This window comes from Roseburia sp. 831b, assembly GCF_001940165.2.
Classification (GTDB): domain Bacteria; phylum Bacillota; class Clostridia; order Lachnospirales; family Lachnospiraceae; genus Roseburia.
In genome coordinates this window covers 1,963,815-1,983,235 of sequence record NZ_CP135162.1, presented here as the reverse complement: position 1 = coordinate 1,983,235, position 19,421 = coordinate 1,963,815, and the positions used below count along the sequence as shown (strand labels likewise).

Below are 19,421 nucleotides of genomic sequence, written 5' to 3'. Positions count from 1 at the left end.
GGAGTAAAAGATGATAGTTGTAAAAGTAAGTAAACCTGAATTTGAATATGATATTCATTCTTTGATGAAAGCCTTTTTCCCGAAAGAAAACGTAAGTGTTTCGAATGAGGAAAAGAAGTTCGAAGAGATTGTGACGATGTACTGGGAGATTACTTATGCACAGGAAAACATTCATTTTTTGTGGAAAAGTTATTCCTACGGGGATGTACCTGTGGATATGTTCCAGGATAGTCATTCAAGAATCAAGAAACGTTCGCTGGATGAGATTTTTTCCCAGGCTAAAACAGAGGAAATTTTAAAAGAAAAGACAATTGTAGTTGATTTTTCGGATAGAACCGAGACGAAGAATCAATTAAAACAGGCGCTCTACGAGATGCTGTCTGAGTATTGTAACAAGAAATTGCCGTGGGGAACCTTAACCGGCATCCGTCCGACGAAGATTCCGATGAAGTTGTTAGAAGAGGGCGAGAGCGAGGACGCAATCCGCGCGCACATGAAAGAGACATATCTTGCCTCCGATGAAAAAATCAATCTTTCTATTGACATTGCAAAGCGCGAACTTGCGATGCTAAGGAGGATTGATTATAAGGACGGATACAGTCTTTACATTGGAATTCCGTTCTGCCCGACGACCTGTCTTTACTGCTCGTTTACCTCTTATCCGCTTGCGTCCTGGCGAAACCGCATGGATGCTTATCTGGATGCGCTGGAAAAAGAGATTGATTTTGTAGCTGTAAAATTTGCAAAAAAACATCTCAATTCCATCTATATTGGAGGAGGAACACCGACCACGTTAGAGGCGTATCAGTTAGACCGCCTGATTCGAAAAATTAAATGTAGTTTTGATTTATCAGACTGCCTGGAATTTACGGTGGAAGCGGGAAGACCGGACAGTATTACAAGAGAAAAGCTAGAAGTTCTTTATCAACATCATATTACAAGAATTTCCATCAATCCACAGACCATGAAGCAGGAAACGCTAAAACTGATTGGCAGACATCACACAGTAGAGCAGACGATAGAGAGCTTTCAGATGGCAAGGGAGATTGGATTTGATGATATCAATATGGATTTGATTATGGGTCTTCCGGGTGAGAACCTTGAGGATGTCAGACACACTATGGAGTGTATCAAGGAATTAAAACCGGACAACCTGACCGTCCATTCACTTGCCCTAAAACGTGCGGCAAGACTGAATATGTTCAAGGACCAGTACCAGGAATATGAAATCGTCAATACCCAGGAACATATGGAACTTGCGGAGCAATATGCAAAAGAACTTGGCTTAGAGCCGTATTATTTATACCGCCAGAAAAGTATGGCTGGCAACCTGGAAAATGTCGGTTATGCGTCAAAAGGCAAAGCAGGTATCTATAATGTCTTGATTATGGAAGAAAAACAGACTATAATGGCACTTGGTGCCGGTTCTACCACAAAGTTTGTTTTTGAGGACGAAAAGCAACAAGGCTACCGCATGGAACGTGTCGAGAACGTGAAAAATGTGGAAGAGTATTTGAATCGTGTAGATGAAATGATAGAACGAAAAATCAGAAAAATGGAGGAAATCTCATGGCATTAAGTAAAAAACCGGTCAACGGAATGAAAGATATTTTACCTCAGGAAATGCAGATTCGTGATTATGTGCAGCAGGTAATCAAAGAGACATATAGAAGTTTTGGTTTTACCCCGATTGAAACACCATGTATGGAAAACATTGCCAACCTTAGCAACAAGCAGGGTGGAGAAAATGAAAAACTTATTTTCAAGGTAATGAAACGTGGCGAAAAACTCAAATTAGACGAGGCCAAAACAGAAGCAGATATTACAGACTTTGGTATGCGTTACGATTTGACCGTACCACTTGTCCGTTATTATGCGAATAATTCCAATGATTTGCCATCCCCATTCAAATCTCTTCAGATGGGAAGCGTATGGAGAGCAGACAGACCACAGCGAGGCCGTTACAGACAGTTCATGCAGTGTGATATCGATATCATCGGTGAGCCAAGCAACCTTGCTGAAATTGAGTTAATTCTTGCTACAACTACAACAATTGGAAGACTTGGATTCAAGAACTTTGAGATTCGAATCAACGAGAGAAGAATCTTAAAAGCAATGGCGTCTTACAGCGGATTCCCGGAAGAAGAATTCGATACCGTGTTTATCATTTTAGATAAGATGGATAAGATTGGTCTTGATGGTGTTGCAGAAGAACTTGCAAAAGAAGGTTATGCAAAAGAATCCATTGAGAAATACTTAGAGTTATTTAAGGGAGTGGAACAGGCAAAAGATGGTCTTTCTTACCTTGCTTCTACTTTGAAAGATTACTTAGACCCGGAAGTTAGACAGAACTTACAGGAAATCATCACAACCGTAGATGGTGCAAAGACAGCGGACTTTAAACTGGTCTTTGATCCTACCCTGGTTCGTGGAATGAGCTATTATACCGGAACTATTTTTGAAATCGCAATGCCAGAACTTGGTGCTGCCTGCGGTGGCGGCGGACGTTACGATAAGATGGTTGGCAAATTTACCGGACAGGACATTCCGGCCTGTGGATTTTCCATCGGATTTGAAAGAATTGTCTTATTGTTAATGGAAAGTGGATTTGAAGTTCCAATGCAGCGTCCAAAGGTTGCATATCTGATTGAAAAAAATTATCCGACAGAAAAATTAAATGCAGTCATTGCAAAAGCGCAGGAAGAAAGAACAGCCGGAAAACAGGTTTTGGTTGTCCGTATGAATAAGAACAAGAAGTTCCAGAAAGAAAAACTTGCAGCAGAAGGCTACAAAGACATTATCGAATTTTTCAATCACGACAATGATTAGTCATCATTTTTAAGGTGTGAATGGACAGATATCACATTTTTCAAAGGAAAATGTGTGAATGATAAATTTTTAGTAGAAATAGAGAGGAAATTGTTATGGCAGAGTCAATGCGCGGACTTCACAGAAGTCACAGATGTACCGAAGTTTCCAATAAAAACATTGGAGAAACTGTAACCGTTATGGGCTGGGTACAGAAAAGAAGAAATTTAGGAAGTTTGATTTTTATCGATCTTAGAGATCGTTCCGGAATCTTACAGCTTGTGTTCAACGAAGACACAGTTGGAAAAGAAGGATATGAAAAAGCAGAGCGTTTAAGAAGCGAATTTGTAATCGCTGTTACCGGTAAAGTGGAGAAACGTTCCGCAGCTGTAAATGAAAATCTTGCAACCGGAGATATCGAGGTCATTGCATCTGATATCCGTATTCTTTCCGAATCTGAGACACCACCTTTCCAGATTGAAGAGAACAGCCAGACAAAGGATGACATCCGTTTGAAATATCGTTACCTTGATTTAAGAAGACCTGACATCCAGAAGAACCTGATGTTAAGAAGCAAGGTAGCAAACTTAATGAGACAGTTTATGATGAACGAAGGTTTCTTGGAAATCGAGACACCAATGCTTTGTAAATCGACTCCAGAAGGAGCAAGAGACTACTTAGTACCAAGCCGTGTTCATCCGGGACATTTTTATGCACTTCCACAGTCTCCACAGCTTTACAAACAGCTTTTGATGTGCTCTGGATATGATCGTTACTTCCAGATTGCAAGATGTTTCCGTGACGAGGATCTTCGTGCAGACAGACAGCCGGAATTTACACAGGCTGATATGGAATTATCTTTCGTAGACGTAGAAGATGTCTTAGAAGTCAATGAAAGATTATTAAAATACATTTTCAAAGAAGCAATCGGCGTAGATGTACAGCTTCCATTACCAAGAATGCCGTGGCAGGAAGCAATGGACCGCTTCGGTTCTGATAAGCCAGATACCCGTTTTGGCATGGAATTACAGGATGTATCCGATGTCGTCAAAGGATGTGGATTCTCCGTCTTTACCAGTGCACTTGAAAATGGTGGTTCTGTTCGTGGTATCAATGCAAAAGGCCAGGCAACTATGCCACGTAAAAAGATTGATAAATTAGTAGAATTTGCAAAAGGTTACGGTGCAAAAGGTCTTGCTTATTTAGCAGTAAATGAAGATGGCACTTACAAGTCCTCTTTTGCAAAATTCATGACAGAAGAAGAACTGAAAGCTTTAGTTGCAGCAATGGACGGACAGCCAGGAGATTTATTACTCTTTGCAGCAGATAAGAACAAGATTGTATGGAATGTTCTTGGAGCACTCCGTTTAGAGCTTGCAAAAGAATTAGATTTGTTAGATCCAAACCAGTACAACTTCTTATGGGTAACAGAGTTCCCATTACTTGAGTGGTCAGATGAAGAAAACCGTTTCATGGCAATGCATCATCCATTTACCATGCCAATGGAAGAGGACTGGGATAAGATTGACACAGATCCAGGAGCAGTTCGTGCAAAAGCATACGATATCGTGTTAAATGGTACGGAGCTTGGTGGTGGTTCTGTCCGTATCCATCAGGACGATATTCAGGAAAAAATGTTTGAGGTTCTTGGCTTTACCAAAGAAAGAGCACATGAACAGTTTGGTTTCCTGTTAGATGCCTTCAAGTATGGTGTACCACCACACGCAGGACTTGCATACGGCTTAGACCGTCTTGTCATGCATATGGTTCACGCTGAATCCATCCGTGACGTCATTGCTTTCCCTAAGGTAAAAGATGCTTCCTGTCTCATGACAAAAGCACCTGGTATCGTGGATGAGAAACAGTTAGAGGAATTAAATATCAAAACATTAGAAGTCGAAGAAGAAGAGTAGAAAATACGATTCCAATAGAAGAGAAGCCGTTATCAAACACACATCGTGTTTGGGGTACGTGATAAAATACCGTCAGTCGCAGAGACTGGCGGTATTTTAGGTTCACGCGAGTGGGGAAATGAAAAGAATTCCCAAAAGTCACAAAATTAGTCTGCCTTTGTACAATTTGCCAGCAAGTAATTTATCTTCTACTTTTTGGCACCCGGAATTATATAGTAAAATGCTCTGCAAAAATTATCCAAAAACTGTCTGAAAAATAAGTTATGTAAACTCATAAATAGGCAATTTGGATAAATACAAAAGGCTTCAAATTTATTGTCTAAAATAAAAAGAAAAACGTGTGATTATTGGATAAATTTAAAAATTTCTTTTTCCCTTGTATAATCGAACAAAAAACAGTTTACATAATAACAAAATATGACTTGTAATTGGATAATTTTAGAAAGAATGATGCTATATTGTAAAGTATCATTTCAGCAATTATAAGTTGTGGTGGAACTTCAAGCTGCCAAGGCAATTTTAAAGTTGCCGAGGAAACATCAAACTACCAGGGCAATTCCAAAGCTGCCAAGGCAATTTTAAAGTTGTCAGGGAAATTCTAAGTTGCTAGTGTAACATCAAGCTGCCAAGGTAACTTTAAAGCTACTAGGACAATTTCGAGTTGCCAAGGTAATTTTAAGCTGCCAAGATAATTCTAAAACTGTTAGGGTAATCCAAATCACCGGTTTAGTCCACAAGTGGCAATGCAAGAAGTGTCTCGCACCTGTTTTTCTTGATAAAATCTGATATAATGAAAAAGAAAGAGTAAGATGACAGACAGGAGAAAATCATGTATCAGTTTCCAGAAGGGTTTTACACAAAAGTAACAGTAAAAAAAGAAATTACAACTACAATTGTAATTAATAAAGAAGCTTCAATTCAAAAAAATACAGAGACAAAAAGCAGCGCAGATATCGAAATGACATCTGGAGATAGGAAGCAGACAGTTCATGTCAAAGATGTCAGAAAGTTAGAGGAAGAGATGGAAAATCTGGCAGAGAAAATGAAGGAAGAACAGAAAGACGTGTTCCATCCAGCCAGCCAGGAAAAACAGAAAGCTCTTGCCCAGCCTATGATGTTTGGAAAACAAGAAAATTTTGCCAAACCAATGACTCTGGAAAGCCAGGAAAGAAATCTCACTTATGGAAATATGAACATCACCCATCTGCCAATTCTGATGAAAGAAAATCTCACAAAAGAATGTGCAAGGCGTGGAAAAGAAAAAATGGGAGAGCGGTTCCATTCAGCTTTTTATGAGGACGGTTACTGCACGAAGACGGTTGTTTCCAGCGATGGGACAGAGTGTATTCGTGATGAACAATACACAAAAGCGGGATACTGTTACGAAAAAGAGGGCGAAATCGTGAAAAAGCAGATAGGCGGACATTACTTTGAGGACCTTGCGGAACAGGTAAAACAGATATAAGAAAGTATTCCATAAATTTTTGGTAAAAAAATAGGAATTTTACTTAAACTTTTTAATATTGTGTGGTAAGATTAGTAGACATGAGGAAAATGGGTGGAGGATATCCCGATGAAGTACGATTTTGAAACATTAGTTCGAAGAGAAGATACAGGTTCCGAGAAATGGAACGAGATGTATGAAAAGAGCCCGGAAGTAGGGAAAGAAGTGGTACCTTTTTCGGTTGCAGATATGGAGTTTAAGAATGCGCCAGAGATTATGGAAGGGTTAAAAAAATATCTGGATACGCATATTATGGGATATACCTGTGCGACAGATTCCTATTATGAGAGTGTGATTGACTGGATGAAGCGCCATCACGGATTTACACCGCAAAAGGAATGGATTGTTGAGACCGCGGGTGTTGTGCCGGCATTGCACGAGATGGTACAGGCATTTACAGAGCCTGGGGATGGTGTCCTTATTATGACACCGGTTTATTATCCGTTTTCGATGGCGGTAAGACAGCACGATCGTATGCTTGTTGAAACTACACTTGTAAATGAGAATGGCACATATTCGATTGATTTTGCAGATTTTGAAGAAAAAGCTTCCAGAGAGGAAGTAAAACTATTGATTTTATGCAGTCCACATAATCCGATTGGACGTATCTGGACAAGAGACGAGCTGGTTCGTATTGCCGATATTTGTTTGAAAAATCATGTGTTTATCATCAGTGATGAGATTCATTTTGACTTGGTTTTACCGGGATATGAGCATGTTTCGATGGGAACGCTTTCCGATAATTACCTGAATAACTGTGCAATCTGTACAGCGCCAAGTAAGACATTTAACCTTGCCGGATTCCAGACTTCCAATATTTTAATTCCGAATGCATCCTACCGTAACAAGATGACCGGAGCAAGAGGATATTTTGCTTTGAATATTTTAGGATATCAGGCATGCGAGCTTGCCTATCGCTATGGCGAGGACTGGCTTGCTGAGTTGTTACAGGTGATTGATCAGAATAAAAAACTGGTAGAACAGTTTTTTGAACAGAAATTTCCACAGATTAAAGTTTCTCCATTGCAGGGAACTTATCTGATGTGGATTGATTTCCGTGCGCTTGGGATGAATGGAAAAGAGTTAGAGACTTTTATGCAGCAAAAAGCAGAGTGGTTTTTAGATGAAGGATATATTTTTGGAAAAGCGGGCGAAGGATTTGAACGACTTAATTTAGCCTGCCCGACCTGGGTAATAAAGGAAGCATTAGAGCGTATGGAAAAGGCGCTTGGCGAGCTTGGAGTATAGAATTAGAGAATAAGGGAGAATTATTTTATGCAGGAAAAAATTCAGATTATAACGGACGGTTCTTGTGATCTTGCAAGAGAGCTGACCAAAGAAAAAGATATAACGGTAGTGCCATTTTATGTGTCTTTTGACAGTGAGACATATTTAAAAGAGATGGTGGAGCTTGATGTCCGTAAATTTTACCAGGAGATGGTAGACCATCCAGATGTGTTCCCAAAGACATCCATGCCGTCTGTCGATGATTACTATCAGATTTTCCGCCCACTAGCAGAGAAAAAGATACCAATGATATGTATTTGTATTACAACAAAATTCAGTGGTTCCATGCAGTCTGCCACAACAGCAAAGGACATGGTATTAGAAGAGTATCCAGATGCAAAAATTACCGTTATTGATTCCACGGTAGATACTGTTTTACAGGGTTTGTATGTCTTAGAAGCATGCCGTATCCGCGATCTTGGTTACAGTTACGAAAAGATGGTAGAAAGCCTTCTTGCCATTCGCGAATCTAGTCGTATTTTCTTTACGATTGGAAGCATCGATTATTTAAAACACGGTGGTCGTATCGGAAAATTAATGGGTATCGCAGGCAGTGCATTAAAGATAAAACCTCTCATTACTTTAAAGGAAGGGGAGATTCACAATTCAGGTGTTGTCCGTAACCGGGAAAAATCCATGAAAAAAGTAATCGAGATGCTCTCCCAGTATATCGACGAACGTCATGTGACAAAGGACGAATATACCATCAACATTGGATATGGATATGATTATGAGGAAGCACTTCGCTTCCGCGAGATGGCATTGCCAATGGTGAAAGAAAAAACTGGAATAGAGGAACTTCCAATTTTCCAGATTGGAGCAACAATTGCGGTTCATACAGGACCATATCCGATTGGATTTGGTATTATAAAAAGAGCGGATGTTGTATAAATAAGCAGAGCAGAAAGCTTCGTATCAAAGATAGTGACTGAGTCTGTAAGCCCAAAAAGCTTCGTATCAAAGATAGTGACTGAGTCTGTAAGCCAAAAAAGTTTCGTCTCAAAGATGTGACTGAGGCTGTAAGTAGAAAAAGTTTTGTATCAAAGAGAGTGACTGAGGCTGTAAGTAGAAAAAGTTTCGTATCAAAGATAGTAACTGAGGCTGTATGTTGAAAAAGCTGTGTGTCGCTGGTAGAAATACCGGCGGCACACAGCTTTTTGTTTTATAAAATCAGCTTACTGTTTCCTTGTTAATAGATAATGAAAAAGGCGGGGCACATTTTTCATTGAGTTTGCGTGCCTTAAGCTCAATTTATATCATTTGACATGCACATTCTATGGAATTTTATGTAAACCGCGCGTGCCAATTCCACTTTTTTACCGAGGAGGCATGTTATATTTTGTATGTAAAAGGAAAAAATATAGTGCCTTCCACTATTTTTATGCTGATAGGCATGCATATGTTTCGGCGGCTGTGCATGCCATTCGTCTAAATTTAATGGATAGGCACAGGTTTAGAAAAAAAGAAAGAAAAAATTTTACATGCCTATATGCTGTATTTGGGGAGGAGGCACGCGCATGTCTGAAAAGTTGGGGTTCTTCGCGCGTGCCAATTAACGAATTTTGGAGCATAGGCATGCACCCGGTCGGTGAACCTGCCAAAACCGTTCCACATTGATGTTAAGAAGTTTTTAAGAAAGATAGTGTTGACAAAACAATACTATATGGTATATAGTATTAATTAAGAAATAATATATAAACAAATATAATATTATAAAATGTTCTTGTGAGTGAGGAACACACAGGAATCAAAGCAAAGAAAAAGGAGTGAGTGCATGGTTTACAATACGGGTGCAGCCCTTTTAGATGCAATTGTGTTAGCGGTTGTGTCGAAAGAGGAGGAAGGCACATACGGTTATAAAATAACCCAGGATGTCAGGAAAGCAATTGATGTTTCTGAATCAACGTTATACCCGGTTTTACGTCGGCTTCAAAAGGATGCCTGCCTGGAAGTATATGACGTGGAATGTGGAGGAAGAAACCGAAGATACTATCGGATTACGGATGCAGGCCAGGAAAAGCTGACCATGTATCGAGAGGCTTGGGAAGACTACGCTTCCAAAATATCAGCCTTATTTAACGGAGAAATATAAAGGGAGGATGTTATGAATCGAGAACAATTTTTAAATAGGTTGGAAATTTTGTTACAGGATATCTCGGAAGAAGAGCGTGTGGAAGCGTTGGCATTTTACCGCAGCTATTTCGAGGACGCAGGAGAAAATAAAGAAGAGGACATTATCCGGGAATTAGAATCTCCGGAGAAAGTCGCACAGAGTATCAAAGCAGATCTGGCAGGAACGGCTGAGGACAGCGGACAGTCAGCACCGAATCAGGGGCAGCAGACATCGAATGCATATTCCAACGCTTATAACCAGCAGGAATACATTAACAATGTCAATCAGACTATCCAGAATCTGCAGAGTGTTGAGAAGAAAAAGAAGAATACAACTACAATTGTACTTGGTATTATTGTTGCAGTTTTAACCTGCCCAATCTGGTTGACACTGCTCGCTGTTGTAGCTGCATTGATAGTGGCAGTAGCTGCCTGTTTGCTGGCTGTGCTTGCGAGTGTTGTAGCAGTTGTTGGCGGATGTATCATCGCAGGATTTGTAGTGTTAGGCGTTGGAGGCGGTCTCCTTTTCTCAGGAAGTCCGGCAGTAGGGCTTGCAGTCATCGGCATCGGATTGATTTTAATTGCAATCGGATTACTTGCCGTTGTCTTACTGGTCTGGTTATGCGCAGTGGCATTACCGTGGATTTGCAAAGGCATCGTGAAATTGTGCAAGATGCCATTTCAGAAAAGAAAAAAGGAAAGACTAGCGTAAAATTGAGAGTATGCATTGCAATGGAAAGGGTTGGTTATTGATATGAAAAAATTTACGAAGGTGTCGCTAATTGTTGTGGCAGTGATTGCTGCTGTTGGAATCATTTTCTGTGGAATTGCAGCAGCAATGGGGGCAGGACTTGGAACGGTTTATCACATGGCAAAGTCAGGAGAGTTTGATTTTGGAAACTGGGAATTTGAAAATGGTATTACATGGTCAAATGAAAGGGCAGCGAATGGAACAGATATTATAAAAGTATTTGATGCATCTGAAATACAAAAGGTTTCTTTAGAAGTAGGTGCGGCGTATGTGGATGTAAAAACAGATGCAGATGCATCTCAGGTGACGGTGCGGATGCTTGATGGTGAGGCAAACCGTTTTGAAAGTTATGTCAAGGATAAGGAGCTTACCGTAAAGTATAAAACGAAAGCACACCAAAACGACAGTGCCACCATTGAGGTGACTTTCCCGGCAAATATGGAGTTTGAGAAATTCAACGCGGAAGTTGGTGCGTCTGATATGGATATAGAAGATGCAGACTTTGTAACAAAAGAAATGACGGTTTCCTTAGGAGCAGGAGATTTTACAGCAGATTATCTGCATGTGACAGGAGATTTCACCATGGACGCCGGAGCGGGTGACATTGATGTTTTATCCGGCGATTTCCAAAATGTACATGTAGATGCCGGAGTCGGGGAGGCAAGTCTGACCGGAACGGTTCGTGGTGACATCAAAGGCTCTTGCGGAGTCGGTTCCTTAAGTTTCTATCTGACTGGAAAAGAATCTGATTTCAATTACGATTTACAGTGTGGACTGGGTGAAATTGACATCAATGGCAGCACATACAGCAACCTTGGTGGAAAGAAAACCATTCAAAACGAGGGTGCAGCTAAGACAGTATCTTTGGATTGTGGAGTTGGAGATGTTTCCCTGGAAACAGGCGAGGACGAATAGAGATATTTTAAAATATGTGAGAAAAGAAATGGGCTGCATTATTTTGCAACCCATTCTTTGATATCTGGAATTTTGGAAAAAACTGGAAGCAGCAGACAACAGATGACAATGCCTGTGATTCCTTGCACAATGTTAAAAGGAATTCCGGTTGCAGAAGATGCAATACCGGAAGCCAGGGATGCTTGGTTAAAGGAACCGCTTGCAAGTGCAGCAAGAACCGCCTCATACAAAAAGTAACCAAGTACCATCAGTGCCTCACCCAAAATGCCACCGCTTATCACAGCAAAGCAGCGCGCACCTTTGGATTTGAATACATGCTGGAGACGATGGAATAACAGTCCGGCAAGGCAGGCTGTCAAAGCCTTAATGATGAGAGTGGCAGGAGCCCAGGAAACATATCCGGAAAAAATATCAGAAAACATGGAACCGATACCGGCAGCCGCAGCACCATAAAGTGGTCCAAGAATAATACCGGAAAGCAGCACAAAGGCATCTCCAAGATGAATGTATCCAAAAGTAGGGGTTGGACACTTAATTACCATAGTTGCAACACAGGTTAATGCAGCCATCAATGCCGCAATCACCCATTTTTTAAGATTTTCATTTGTCATAAGAAACAGTCCTCTCTTGTAGTTCTAGGAAGTCCGATTCGTATCGTGAGAACAGAAAACGGATTTCCGAAAGTATCTGTATCATATCACAAGATGGTATTATAGAAATAACCAGTTTTATTAAAAAATAGCATACCAGTTTGATGAAATGGAAGAACAACCATAGGCGAAAAAGGAAGGTTATGGTATAATGAGTGCAAGTGAGTGAAGCGAATTATATTGGAAAGAGAGGGCTTTACGTGAGTAAAAGAAATCGAATCATTCTATATACAGTGGCAGCACTTTCGGTTGTCCTGCTTGTCGTTTTATTATTGACAAAAGTGGTGTGGAAAAAGGATGCGGCACCGGCAGATGCAAAGGCGGACAAACAGACAGAAGAAAGTATGACCGAGACGCCGCAACCTAAGCAGGACAGCGAGGAGATGTCGCAGCCAGCCACAGAGGATGAAGCAAAGGTAAAGAGTGATGGTGACACAGAACAGGAGAACGAACCAACTACACTTGTATTTACAGGGGATGCCTGCTTTGCATACACATTTGAGGGAAATTATCTGGCCGGAGGAATTGAAAATGTTGTCTCAAAGGAGATGTTAACCGAGTTACAGGATGCAGACATTTTGATGATGAATGAGGAATTTCCGTTTAGTACCAGGGGAACACAGGCGCCGGACAAGCAATATACCTTCCGGGTAGATCCAAAGTATGTCAGTGCATTTACCGAGATGGGGGTAGATATTGTCTCCCTTGCCAACAACCATGCGCTAGATTACGGAACAGAAGCTTTAGAAGACAGTTTCAAGACGCTGGATGATGCCGGAATTTTGTATGCAGGAGCCGGGGATACGTTCGAACGTGCGAGTCAGCTGCAGATAATCGAGGCAAATGGCAAAAAATTCGGCTATCTTGCAGCCTCCCGTGTGATTCCGGTTGGAAGCTGGAATATCGAAAACAATCAGCCGGGAATGTTTTGCACCTACGATGAGACAAAGCTTTTGGCAGCAATCAAGGCAGCAAAGCAAGAATGTGATTTCCTGACCGTCTATGTGCATTGGGGAATTGAGCGGAATACAACGCCGGAAGCTTACCAGACTTCCCTTGGAAAAGAGTACATTGAGGCGGGGGCAGACCTTGTCATCGGAGCACACACCCACTGCCTGCAGGGAATTCAATATTTTGATGGGAAACCGGTGTTTTATAGCCTGGGCAATTTTATTTTTAATAAAACGATTGATAAGACGGCAGCTGTAAAAGTAACCATTGATGCGGATGGAACGGCATCCTACCAGCTATTGCCGGCAGCAGCAAGCAATGGAACGACCAATCTTTTGACAGGAACACAGGCAGCGGATTTGTATCAATACATGGAAAGCCTTTCTTATGATGTTGAAATCACAGAGGAAGGGGAAATCAAAGAAAAAGAATAAGAATGTATCTTTATGCATTTAAAGTGACAGGGATTTAAAGCAGCAGGTGTTTAAAGCACAGGCTTGCACGAACGAAAAAGATGTGTAAAAATACAAAAAGAAACGAACAGAGACTATCTTTTCCAATGGCGGAAACCGTAGTCTCTGTTTGCGTCTGAAAGACGATTGGAAAATTCGAATCGTGAGGAGAAACAGCACAAGGAGACGACAGATGAAAATTGTTGCCTATGAGGTTCGCGAGGACGAACGAGAGGAAATGAAACGGGAAGCAGACCGTTTAGGAGTGGAATTAATTCAGACACCGGAGGCGCTGACGGAGGAATCTTTAAAGTTAGCGGACGACGCGGATGGTGTTACCGTCTTAACCAAGACAAGAATCGAAGGAGATATTTTAGATTTAATTGCAAAAAAAGGAATCAAGGTCGTTGCGACAAGAACCATCGGTTATGACCACATTGATTTGAATGCTGCAAAAAATAACGGGGTGCATATCTGTAACGGCAATTATGACCCGGATGGTGTAGCGGAATATACGATTATGTTAATTTTGATGGCACTTCGCAATTACAAGCAGGCACTCTTTAGAGCGAATGCGAATGATTACTCTCTAAAGGGCTTGATGGGAAAAGAACTTCGCAATCTGACGGTTGGAATTGTTGGAACCGGAAAGATTGGCAGGAAAGTCATCGAGATGCTGCAGGGTTTTGGCTGCAAAATTTTAGCGTATAACCGCAGTGAAAGAGAGAAGGAAGGCCTGCGTTTTGAGTATTGTTCCCTGGAGGAATTATATGAAAAAAGTGATGTGATTTCCCTTCATGTTCCGCTTGCAACCACGACAAGATATATGATTAACCGCGAATCCATCGCAAAAATGAAGGACGGTGTCGTCTTAATCAACTGCGCCCGCGGAGAGCTTATGTGTATGGATGATATCATAAAAGGAATCGAATCCGAAAAAATAGGTGCACTTGGACTGGATGTGATTGAGAACGAAGAGGGCATTTATCACCAGGACCGCAGATCGGATATTTTAAGTAACCGCAACATGGCATACATCAGACAGTTCCCGAATGTGACGATGACACAGCACATGGCATTCTATACCAGAGAAGCCGTAGAAAGCATGGCACGTGGCGGCATCCAGAACATCGTAAAGTGTCTGCAAAAAGAAGAGAATCCAAACATGCTGTGCTAATATCAGGTGATAGGAAGGTTACATATAATTACTTTTGTAGTTATATTTGCTCAAAAAAAAAGAGTGCCCACACTGGACACTCTTTTTTCTTTAATACCTGTTTACAATATCTTATTCCCCACAATAAAAATAAATTCTATTAAAAAAGAAAAAGGTACATGAAACTTCTGATTAAAGACCGTAGTAATTATCTTACTACTGTTACGTTTGTTGCCTGAGGACCCTTAGCTCCATCAACAACGTCGAATTCTACTGCAGCGCCTTCTTCTAAGGATTTGAATCCTTCCATGTTAAGACCTGAGTAGTGTACGAATACATCGTTTCCCTGTTCGTCGGAGATGAATCCGTAACCTTTTTGGTTGTTAAACCATTTTACTGTACCCTTGTTCATTGAAAGTACCTCCAAAAAATAATGTATGCTAATAATAGCATAGGTAAAGGATAACATAACGTTATACAAAAGTAAAGAAAATATATTAAAGTTCTTCGTAAGAAATCCCATTTTTCTTGAGAAAATTTCTTATCATAAGGTCCCATTCGGATTCGAAACTCTTATCTAATACAAAGGTCTTATAAGAGACACCGGTGGTCAGCATCAGCTTCTGGTTCTGGTAGTTCAAATTCAGAAAAACGGCACTGATATCAGAGGTTGAAAGACCGCTTTTTGTCTGCGTTAGCGTCCGTTCTAAGTGCTTTTGTGACAGCAGAAAAACAAATTTAAAATGGGACGGTGTCCGCTTCCCTTTTATCAGGTCATAACAGTTTGTGCGGACCATGGAAAAAGGTGCAAAAGTAAATTCCGTTATCCCTTGTTCCTCTAATTCCTCTTTTGCATAAAAATTCATATTAAGATGTCCATCTATCACATAGCTGACGCCACTTTGAATGGTTGCTTCCTGCAGCAAAAAGTGGTCAAACAGTTCACTGCGCAGCAGTTTATTCATAAAAGTTCCAATTTCAATCAGGTTTAATGCAATCATAGTTTGTTTGCCTTTCTTTTTCGATGAGCCTATTATAGCATACGAAAGATGGGTTGGATATGACGTGTCGTGAAAAAATTTGAAAAATGCCTTAATATATGAGGTATTTTATAGTAGAATAGAGGGGAAAATGAAAAAAGGAGTATCGGGAGTTATATCCTGAAAAAAGATATGAAAGAACAACAAGCATTATTTCAATTATTAAAAGATGGTATCACACCATTTCATACCGTAGAAAGCTGTGAAAAACGATTAAAAGAAGCAGGTTTTGCGTCACTTGCGTATGATTCAAAATGGAATCTGGAAAAAGGTGGAAAATATTATGTAAACCACCATGGCACAACCCTGTTTGCATTTACACTGCCTAAGGAAGCAGAAAAAGAAGATAAGGCACCATTTCTTCGCCTTGCAGCAGCACACACCGATTATCCATGCCTTCGCATCAAACCAAGTGCAGATATGTCGAACCATTCTTACGCACAGGTGAATGTGGAAGTGTACGGAGGACCAATCTTAAATACCTGGTTAGACCGTCCGCTTGGAATTGCAGGACGTGTGGCGGTTCGAAGTGAGCATGTATTTGCACCAAAGATGGTATTGTTCCAGTCGAAAAAACCGGTGCTTACGATTCCAAATCTTGCAATCCACATGAACCGTGAGGTAAACAAGGGCGTAGAACTCAACAGACAGATTGATCTGATTCCGCTTCTTGGGATGATTCCAGAGGAGAAAAAGACCAACGATTACTTCTTAAGTTATCTCGCAGAGGAACTTTCGGTTGCAAAAGAAGATATTTTGGATTTTGAACTGAGCGTTTATTGTACAGAAGAACCTTCTTACGTCGGAGTCAGCGATGATTTCATTTCCAGCCCAAGATTAGACAACTTAACCTCCTGCTCGGCACTTGTATCTGCCATTATCGATGCAGAACGTACCGACGGCGTGAACCTCATTGCTTTATTTGACCATGAGGAAATCGGAAGTAAGACCAAGCAGGGAGCAGGCTCTATTTTGCTTCACGATATGTTAAGACGCCTGGCAAAGGCACTTGGAAGAGAAGAACTCTTTGAGCAGGACTGGTATCAGAGTATGCTCCTTTCGGTGGACGTTGCACACGGACTTCATCCAAACCAGCCAGGAAAAATGGATGTCACCAACCAGCCGGTTCTTGGAAAAGGTTTCTGCATCAAAGAGGCATGCTCCCAGTCTTATGCGACAGACTGTGAATCGGTTTCTATTTTACAGCAGCTTTGCGATGCCGGACAGATTCCATACCAGAAATTTGTCAACCGTTCGGATATGGTTGGCGGCGGAACCTTAGGAGCCATCGCGTCTTCCCTGCTTCCGGTTAAGACCGTCGATGTTGGAATTCCGCTTCTTGCCATGCATTCTGCAAGGGAGCTGATGGGTACGAAGGATATCGATTCTCTAAAAAATATGGTAACTGCATATTTTCAGGCATAAAAAGGATGGAAAAAACCTCTTTTCAAAACACGGTTTTTGTGTTACTATCATGTAGTATTAAAAACTACATCAAATAGAAAAAATTAACATTAATCATGTTTTTGATAAACAAATGCGAAAAATAAGACAAAGATCGTGTTGTTTGAATGGAGGATATATCATGTATAAGATCATAATTGACAGCTGTGGAGAATTGACGGACGAATTAAAAAAGGATGATCATTTTAAATCCGTACCGCTGGAATTAGAGGTGGACGGAGTAAGAATCGTAGATGATGAGAGCTTTGACCAGCTTTCTTTTTTGAAGATGGTAGAGCAGAGTGAGAATGGACCGAAATCTTCCTGTCCTTCTCCGGAAAAATATTTAGAGTGCTTTCGGGAAGATGCACAGAACTTTTACGTTGTGACACTGTCAAACCAGTTAAGCGGCTCCTACAACAGTGCGGTTTTAGCGAAAAATCTGTACGAGGAAGAGTACGGTGATGCAAAAAATATTTATGTGTTTAATTCCAAATCAGCATCCGTTGGCGAGACTCTGATTGGAATGAAGATTAAGGAATGTGAAGAGGCCGGACTGAAGTTTGAGGAAGTAGTTGAGCAGGTAGAGGCGTACATCGAGGAGATGAATACTTATTTTGTGCTGGAATCGTTAGAGACACTCCGTAAAAATGGAAGATTAAGTAATGTAAAAGCATTTATTGCCAACACATTAAACATCAAACCCGTCATGGGTTCAACGAAGGAGGGCTCAATCTGTCAGCTCGATCAGGCAAGAGGAATGAAAAAAGCGTTGGATAAGATGATTACGACGATGCTATCCAAAACAAAAGATTTGGAGCAAAAGATTGTCGCGATTGCACATTGTAATTGTCCGGCGCGTGCTTTGGAAGTGAAAGAACACATTGAAAAACAGGCACATTTTAAGGATATTATTATGGTAAATACCGCAGGAGTCAGCAGCATGTATGCCAATGACGGTGGAATTATCATGGTGGTATAAGCGAGACTCCTTGCTTTTTCATCCGGCAGAGGCAGCAGAAAAAATGCAGGAATTATCATACGAAGAAGTGATTGACACAATTGAAAATAAAAGACGTTTTGGAAATCTGACCGGGGTAGAAATCAGCCGCGTAATGTTACATAAACTTGGCAGTCCCCAGAAGGATATTCCATTTTTTCACATTGCAGGGACGAATGGAAAAGGCTCCGTCTCTGCTTTTTTGTGCTCTATTTTAAAGGAGGCCGGACTGAAAGTGGGGATGTTTACGTCACCTCACCTGGTCGATTTCAGAGAGCGGATTCAGGTAAACGGAGAGATGATACCAAAAGAAGACTGCGCAAGAATCGGAAATTTTTTACTGGAGCAGGACTTTGGCGTTTATCCGACCATGTTTGATTACTGTATGCTCATGGCAGTGCTTTATTTTAGAGAACAAAAATGTGATGTCATGGTCATGGAGACCGGGCTTGGCGGAAGGTTAGATTCCACCAATGCGCTAGGAGTGCCGGAAGTTGCTGTGATTACCAAAATCGGTTATGACCACACAAGCCTGCTTGGCGATACCCTGGATAAGATTGCAAGTGAAAAAGCAGGGATTATCAAGAAAGGAACTACGGTTGTAATTGAAAGCCAGGAACCGGAGGCGGAGGCAGTTTTAAAGCAGGCAGCTTCTCTTGCAGACGAGGTAAAATGGGTTGATGCCGCTAAAATAAAAAGGGAAGGGATGACAACAAAAGGACAAACCTTTTCTTACCAGTATTATAAATATATCTCGATGCATATACTAGGAGTGCATCAATATGAGAATGCGGTAGCTGCGATGCTCGCAGCGGAAACATTCCTTAGAAAGAGAAATAAGATGGATATGTCGTATTTTTGTGCTGGAATCGAGAAAGCACATTGGATTGGGCGCATGGAAATCTTATGCGAAAAGCCATTTTTCATGGTGGATGGAGCACACAACAGTCATGGGGTAAAGGCACTAAAGGAAAGCCTGATGACTCTTTTCCCGGGAGAGAAGTTCCATTTTATCATGGCGGTTATGGCAGACAAGGATTATGAAAAAATGATTGAGGAGTTGCTGCCGCTTGCGCTGGATTTCCGGACCATTACAGCGGAAAGCGCAAGAGCTCTTCAGGCGGACGCACTGGCAGACTGTATCAGGAAGGAAGGAATTCCAGCAAAAAATTATGCTTCCATTGAGGCATGTTTTACAGAAGCATACACAGACACACATAAGAGAATTGCATTTGGTTCCCTTTATTTTATCGGGGAACTGGAAGCGAAAAATGTTGGTCAAACATTACAAAAAAGTTACATTTTCGAGTGATTATGACAATTTTAATACATTTTTGCAGGATGTATGGTAATGTAGAAAAAATTCGTCTATAATGAGCAAGGTTAAGGGGAAACGCCCCTTAAAATCCGTAAAATCTTAGATAGAAAAGAGCTCTGTC

Annotated in this window: 17 protein-coding genes; 14 read left to right on the top strand and 3 right to left on the bottom strand. The window is 41.0% G+C overall.

Annotation, left to right across the window (positions count from 1 at the left end; all coding sequences use genetic code 11):
• Window positions 1-10: 10 nt before the first annotated feature.
• The 9 genes from hemZ to BIV16_RS09030 all read left to right on the top strand — a co-directional run bounded on the left by hemZ (window position 11) and on the right by BIV16_RS09030 (window position 11,290).
• Window positions 11-1,579 (top strand): coproporphyrinogen dehydrogenase HemZ, encoded by a 1,569-nt coding sequence (hemZ, locus tag BIV16_RS09070; protein ID WP_075681918.1) that lies wholly within the window; start codon window positions 11-13, stop codon window positions 1,577-1,579.
• Window positions 1,570-2,829, top strand: a complete 1,260-nt coding sequence (gene hisS, locus BIV16_RS09065; RefSeq protein ID WP_075681914.1) for a histidine--tRNA ligase — start codon at window positions 1,570-1,572, stop codon at window positions 2,827-2,829. Before hemZ ends, hisS begins: the two co-directional genes overlap by 10 nt.
• Window positions 2,830-2,924: 95 nt before the next feature.
• Complete coding sequence (aspS, locus tag BIV16_RS09060; protein WP_075681912.1) at window positions 2,925-4,721, top strand: aspartate--tRNA ligase; 1,797 nt, start codon at window positions 2,925-2,927, stop codon at window positions 4,719-4,721.
• A gap of 829 nt (window positions 4,722-5,550) precedes the next feature.
• The gene (locus tag BIV16_RS09055; RefSeq protein ID WP_075681910.1) at window positions 5,551-6,186 is read left to right on the top strand and encodes a hypothetical protein; all 636 of its coding nucleotides are present in this window, start codon (window positions 5,551-5,553) and stop codon (window positions 6,184-6,186) included.
• Window positions 6,187-6,294: 108 nt separating this feature from the next.
• On the top strand, window positions 6,295-7,473 hold the full coding sequence (locus BIV16_RS09050; RefSeq protein ID WP_075681908.1) for a MalY/PatB family protein: 1,179 nt from the start codon (window positions 6,295-6,297) through the stop codon (window positions 7,471-7,473).
• 27 nt (window positions 7,474-7,500) lie between these two features.
• Window positions 7,501-8,403 carry a DegV family protein gene (locus BIV16_RS09045; RefSeq protein ID WP_075681906.1) on the top strand — a complete coding sequence of 301 codons (903 nt, stop codon included), beginning with the start codon at window positions 7,501-7,503 and terminating at the stop codon, window positions 8,401-8,403.
• Window positions 8,404-9,286: 883 nt separating this feature from the next.
• Entirely contained in the window at window positions 9,287-9,604 is a 318-nt protein-coding gene (locus BIV16_RS09040; RefSeq protein ID WP_075681902.1) for a PadR family transcriptional regulator, read from the top strand.
• A 12-nt stretch (window positions 9,605-9,616) separates the two neighbouring features.
• Window positions 9,617-10,336 carry a DUF1700 domain-containing protein gene (locus BIV16_RS09035; RefSeq protein ID WP_075681900.1) on the top strand — a complete coding sequence of 240 codons (720 nt, stop codon included), beginning with the start codon at window positions 9,617-9,619 and terminating at the stop codon, window positions 10,334-10,336.
• Between the two features lie 42 nt (window positions 10,337-10,378).
• Complete coding sequence (locus BIV16_RS09030; protein WP_075681898.1) at window positions 10,379-11,290, top strand: DUF4097 family beta strand repeat-containing protein; 912 nt, start codon at window positions 10,379-10,381, stop codon at window positions 11,288-11,290.
• 38 nt (window positions 11,291-11,328) lie between these two features.
• Here BIV16_RS09030 and BIV16_RS09025 read toward each other — a convergent pair whose 3' ends face one another.
• Window positions 11,329-11,901, bottom strand: coding sequence for an ECF transporter S component (locus BIV16_RS09025; RefSeq protein ID WP_075681896.1), 573 nt, complete (start codon window positions 11,899-11,901; stop codon window positions 11,329-11,331).
• A gap of 239 nt (window positions 11,902-12,140) precedes the next feature.
• On the opposite strand from BIV16_RS09025, the gene BIV16_RS09020 reads away from it, so the two are divergent.
• Together BIV16_RS09020 and BIV16_RS09015 are read left to right on the top strand one after the other, a co-directional pair.
• A complete protein-coding gene (locus tag BIV16_RS09020; RefSeq protein ID WP_075681976.1) occupies window positions 12,141-13,325 on the top strand; it encodes a CapA family protein in 1,185 nt (394 codons plus the stop codon).
• Between the two features lie 211 nt (window positions 13,326-13,536).
• Complete coding sequence (locus BIV16_RS09015; RefSeq protein ID WP_075681894.1) at window positions 13,537-14,520, top strand: D-isomer specific 2-hydroxyacid dehydrogenase family protein; 984 nt, start codon at window positions 13,537-13,539, stop codon at window positions 14,518-14,520.
• Between the two features lie 187 nt (window positions 14,521-14,707).
• On the opposite strand, the gene BIV16_RS09010 is transcribed toward BIV16_RS09015, so the two are convergent.
• Window positions 14,708-14,911, bottom strand: a complete 204-nt coding sequence (locus BIV16_RS09010; RefSeq protein ID WP_075681892.1) for a cold-shock protein — start codon at window positions 14,909-14,911, stop codon at window positions 14,708-14,710.
• Window positions 14,912-14,996: 85 nt separating this feature from the next.
• Window positions 14,997-15,500, bottom strand: coding sequence for a DUF5721 family protein (locus BIV16_RS09005; RefSeq protein ID WP_075681890.1), 504 nt, complete (start codon window positions 15,498-15,500; stop codon window positions 14,997-14,999).
• Between the two features lie 171 nt (window positions 15,501-15,671).
• On the opposite strand from BIV16_RS09005, the gene BIV16_RS09000 reads away from it, so the two are divergent.
• The 3 genes from BIV16_RS09000 to BIV16_RS08990 all read left to right on the top strand — a co-directional run bounded on the left by BIV16_RS09000 (window position 15,672) and on the right by BIV16_RS08990 (window position 19,294).
• Entirely contained in the window at window positions 15,672-16,964 is a 1,293-nt protein-coding gene (locus BIV16_RS09000) for a M18 family aminopeptidase (RefSeq protein WP_075681888.1), read from the top strand.
• A 160-nt stretch (window positions 16,965-17,124) separates the two neighbouring features.
• Entirely contained in the window at window positions 17,125-17,964 is an 840-nt protein-coding gene (locus tag BIV16_RS08995) for a DegV family protein (RefSeq protein ID WP_075681886.1), read from the top strand.
• A complete protein-coding gene (locus BIV16_RS08990; RefSeq protein ID WP_330546273.1) occupies window positions 17,930-19,294 on the top strand; it encodes a bifunctional folylpolyglutamate synthase/dihydrofolate synthase in 1,365 nt (454 codons plus the stop codon). The genes BIV16_RS08995 and BIV16_RS08990 overlap by 35 nt, the downstream gene beginning before the upstream one ends.
• Window positions 19,295-19,421: the final 127 nt, after the last annotated feature.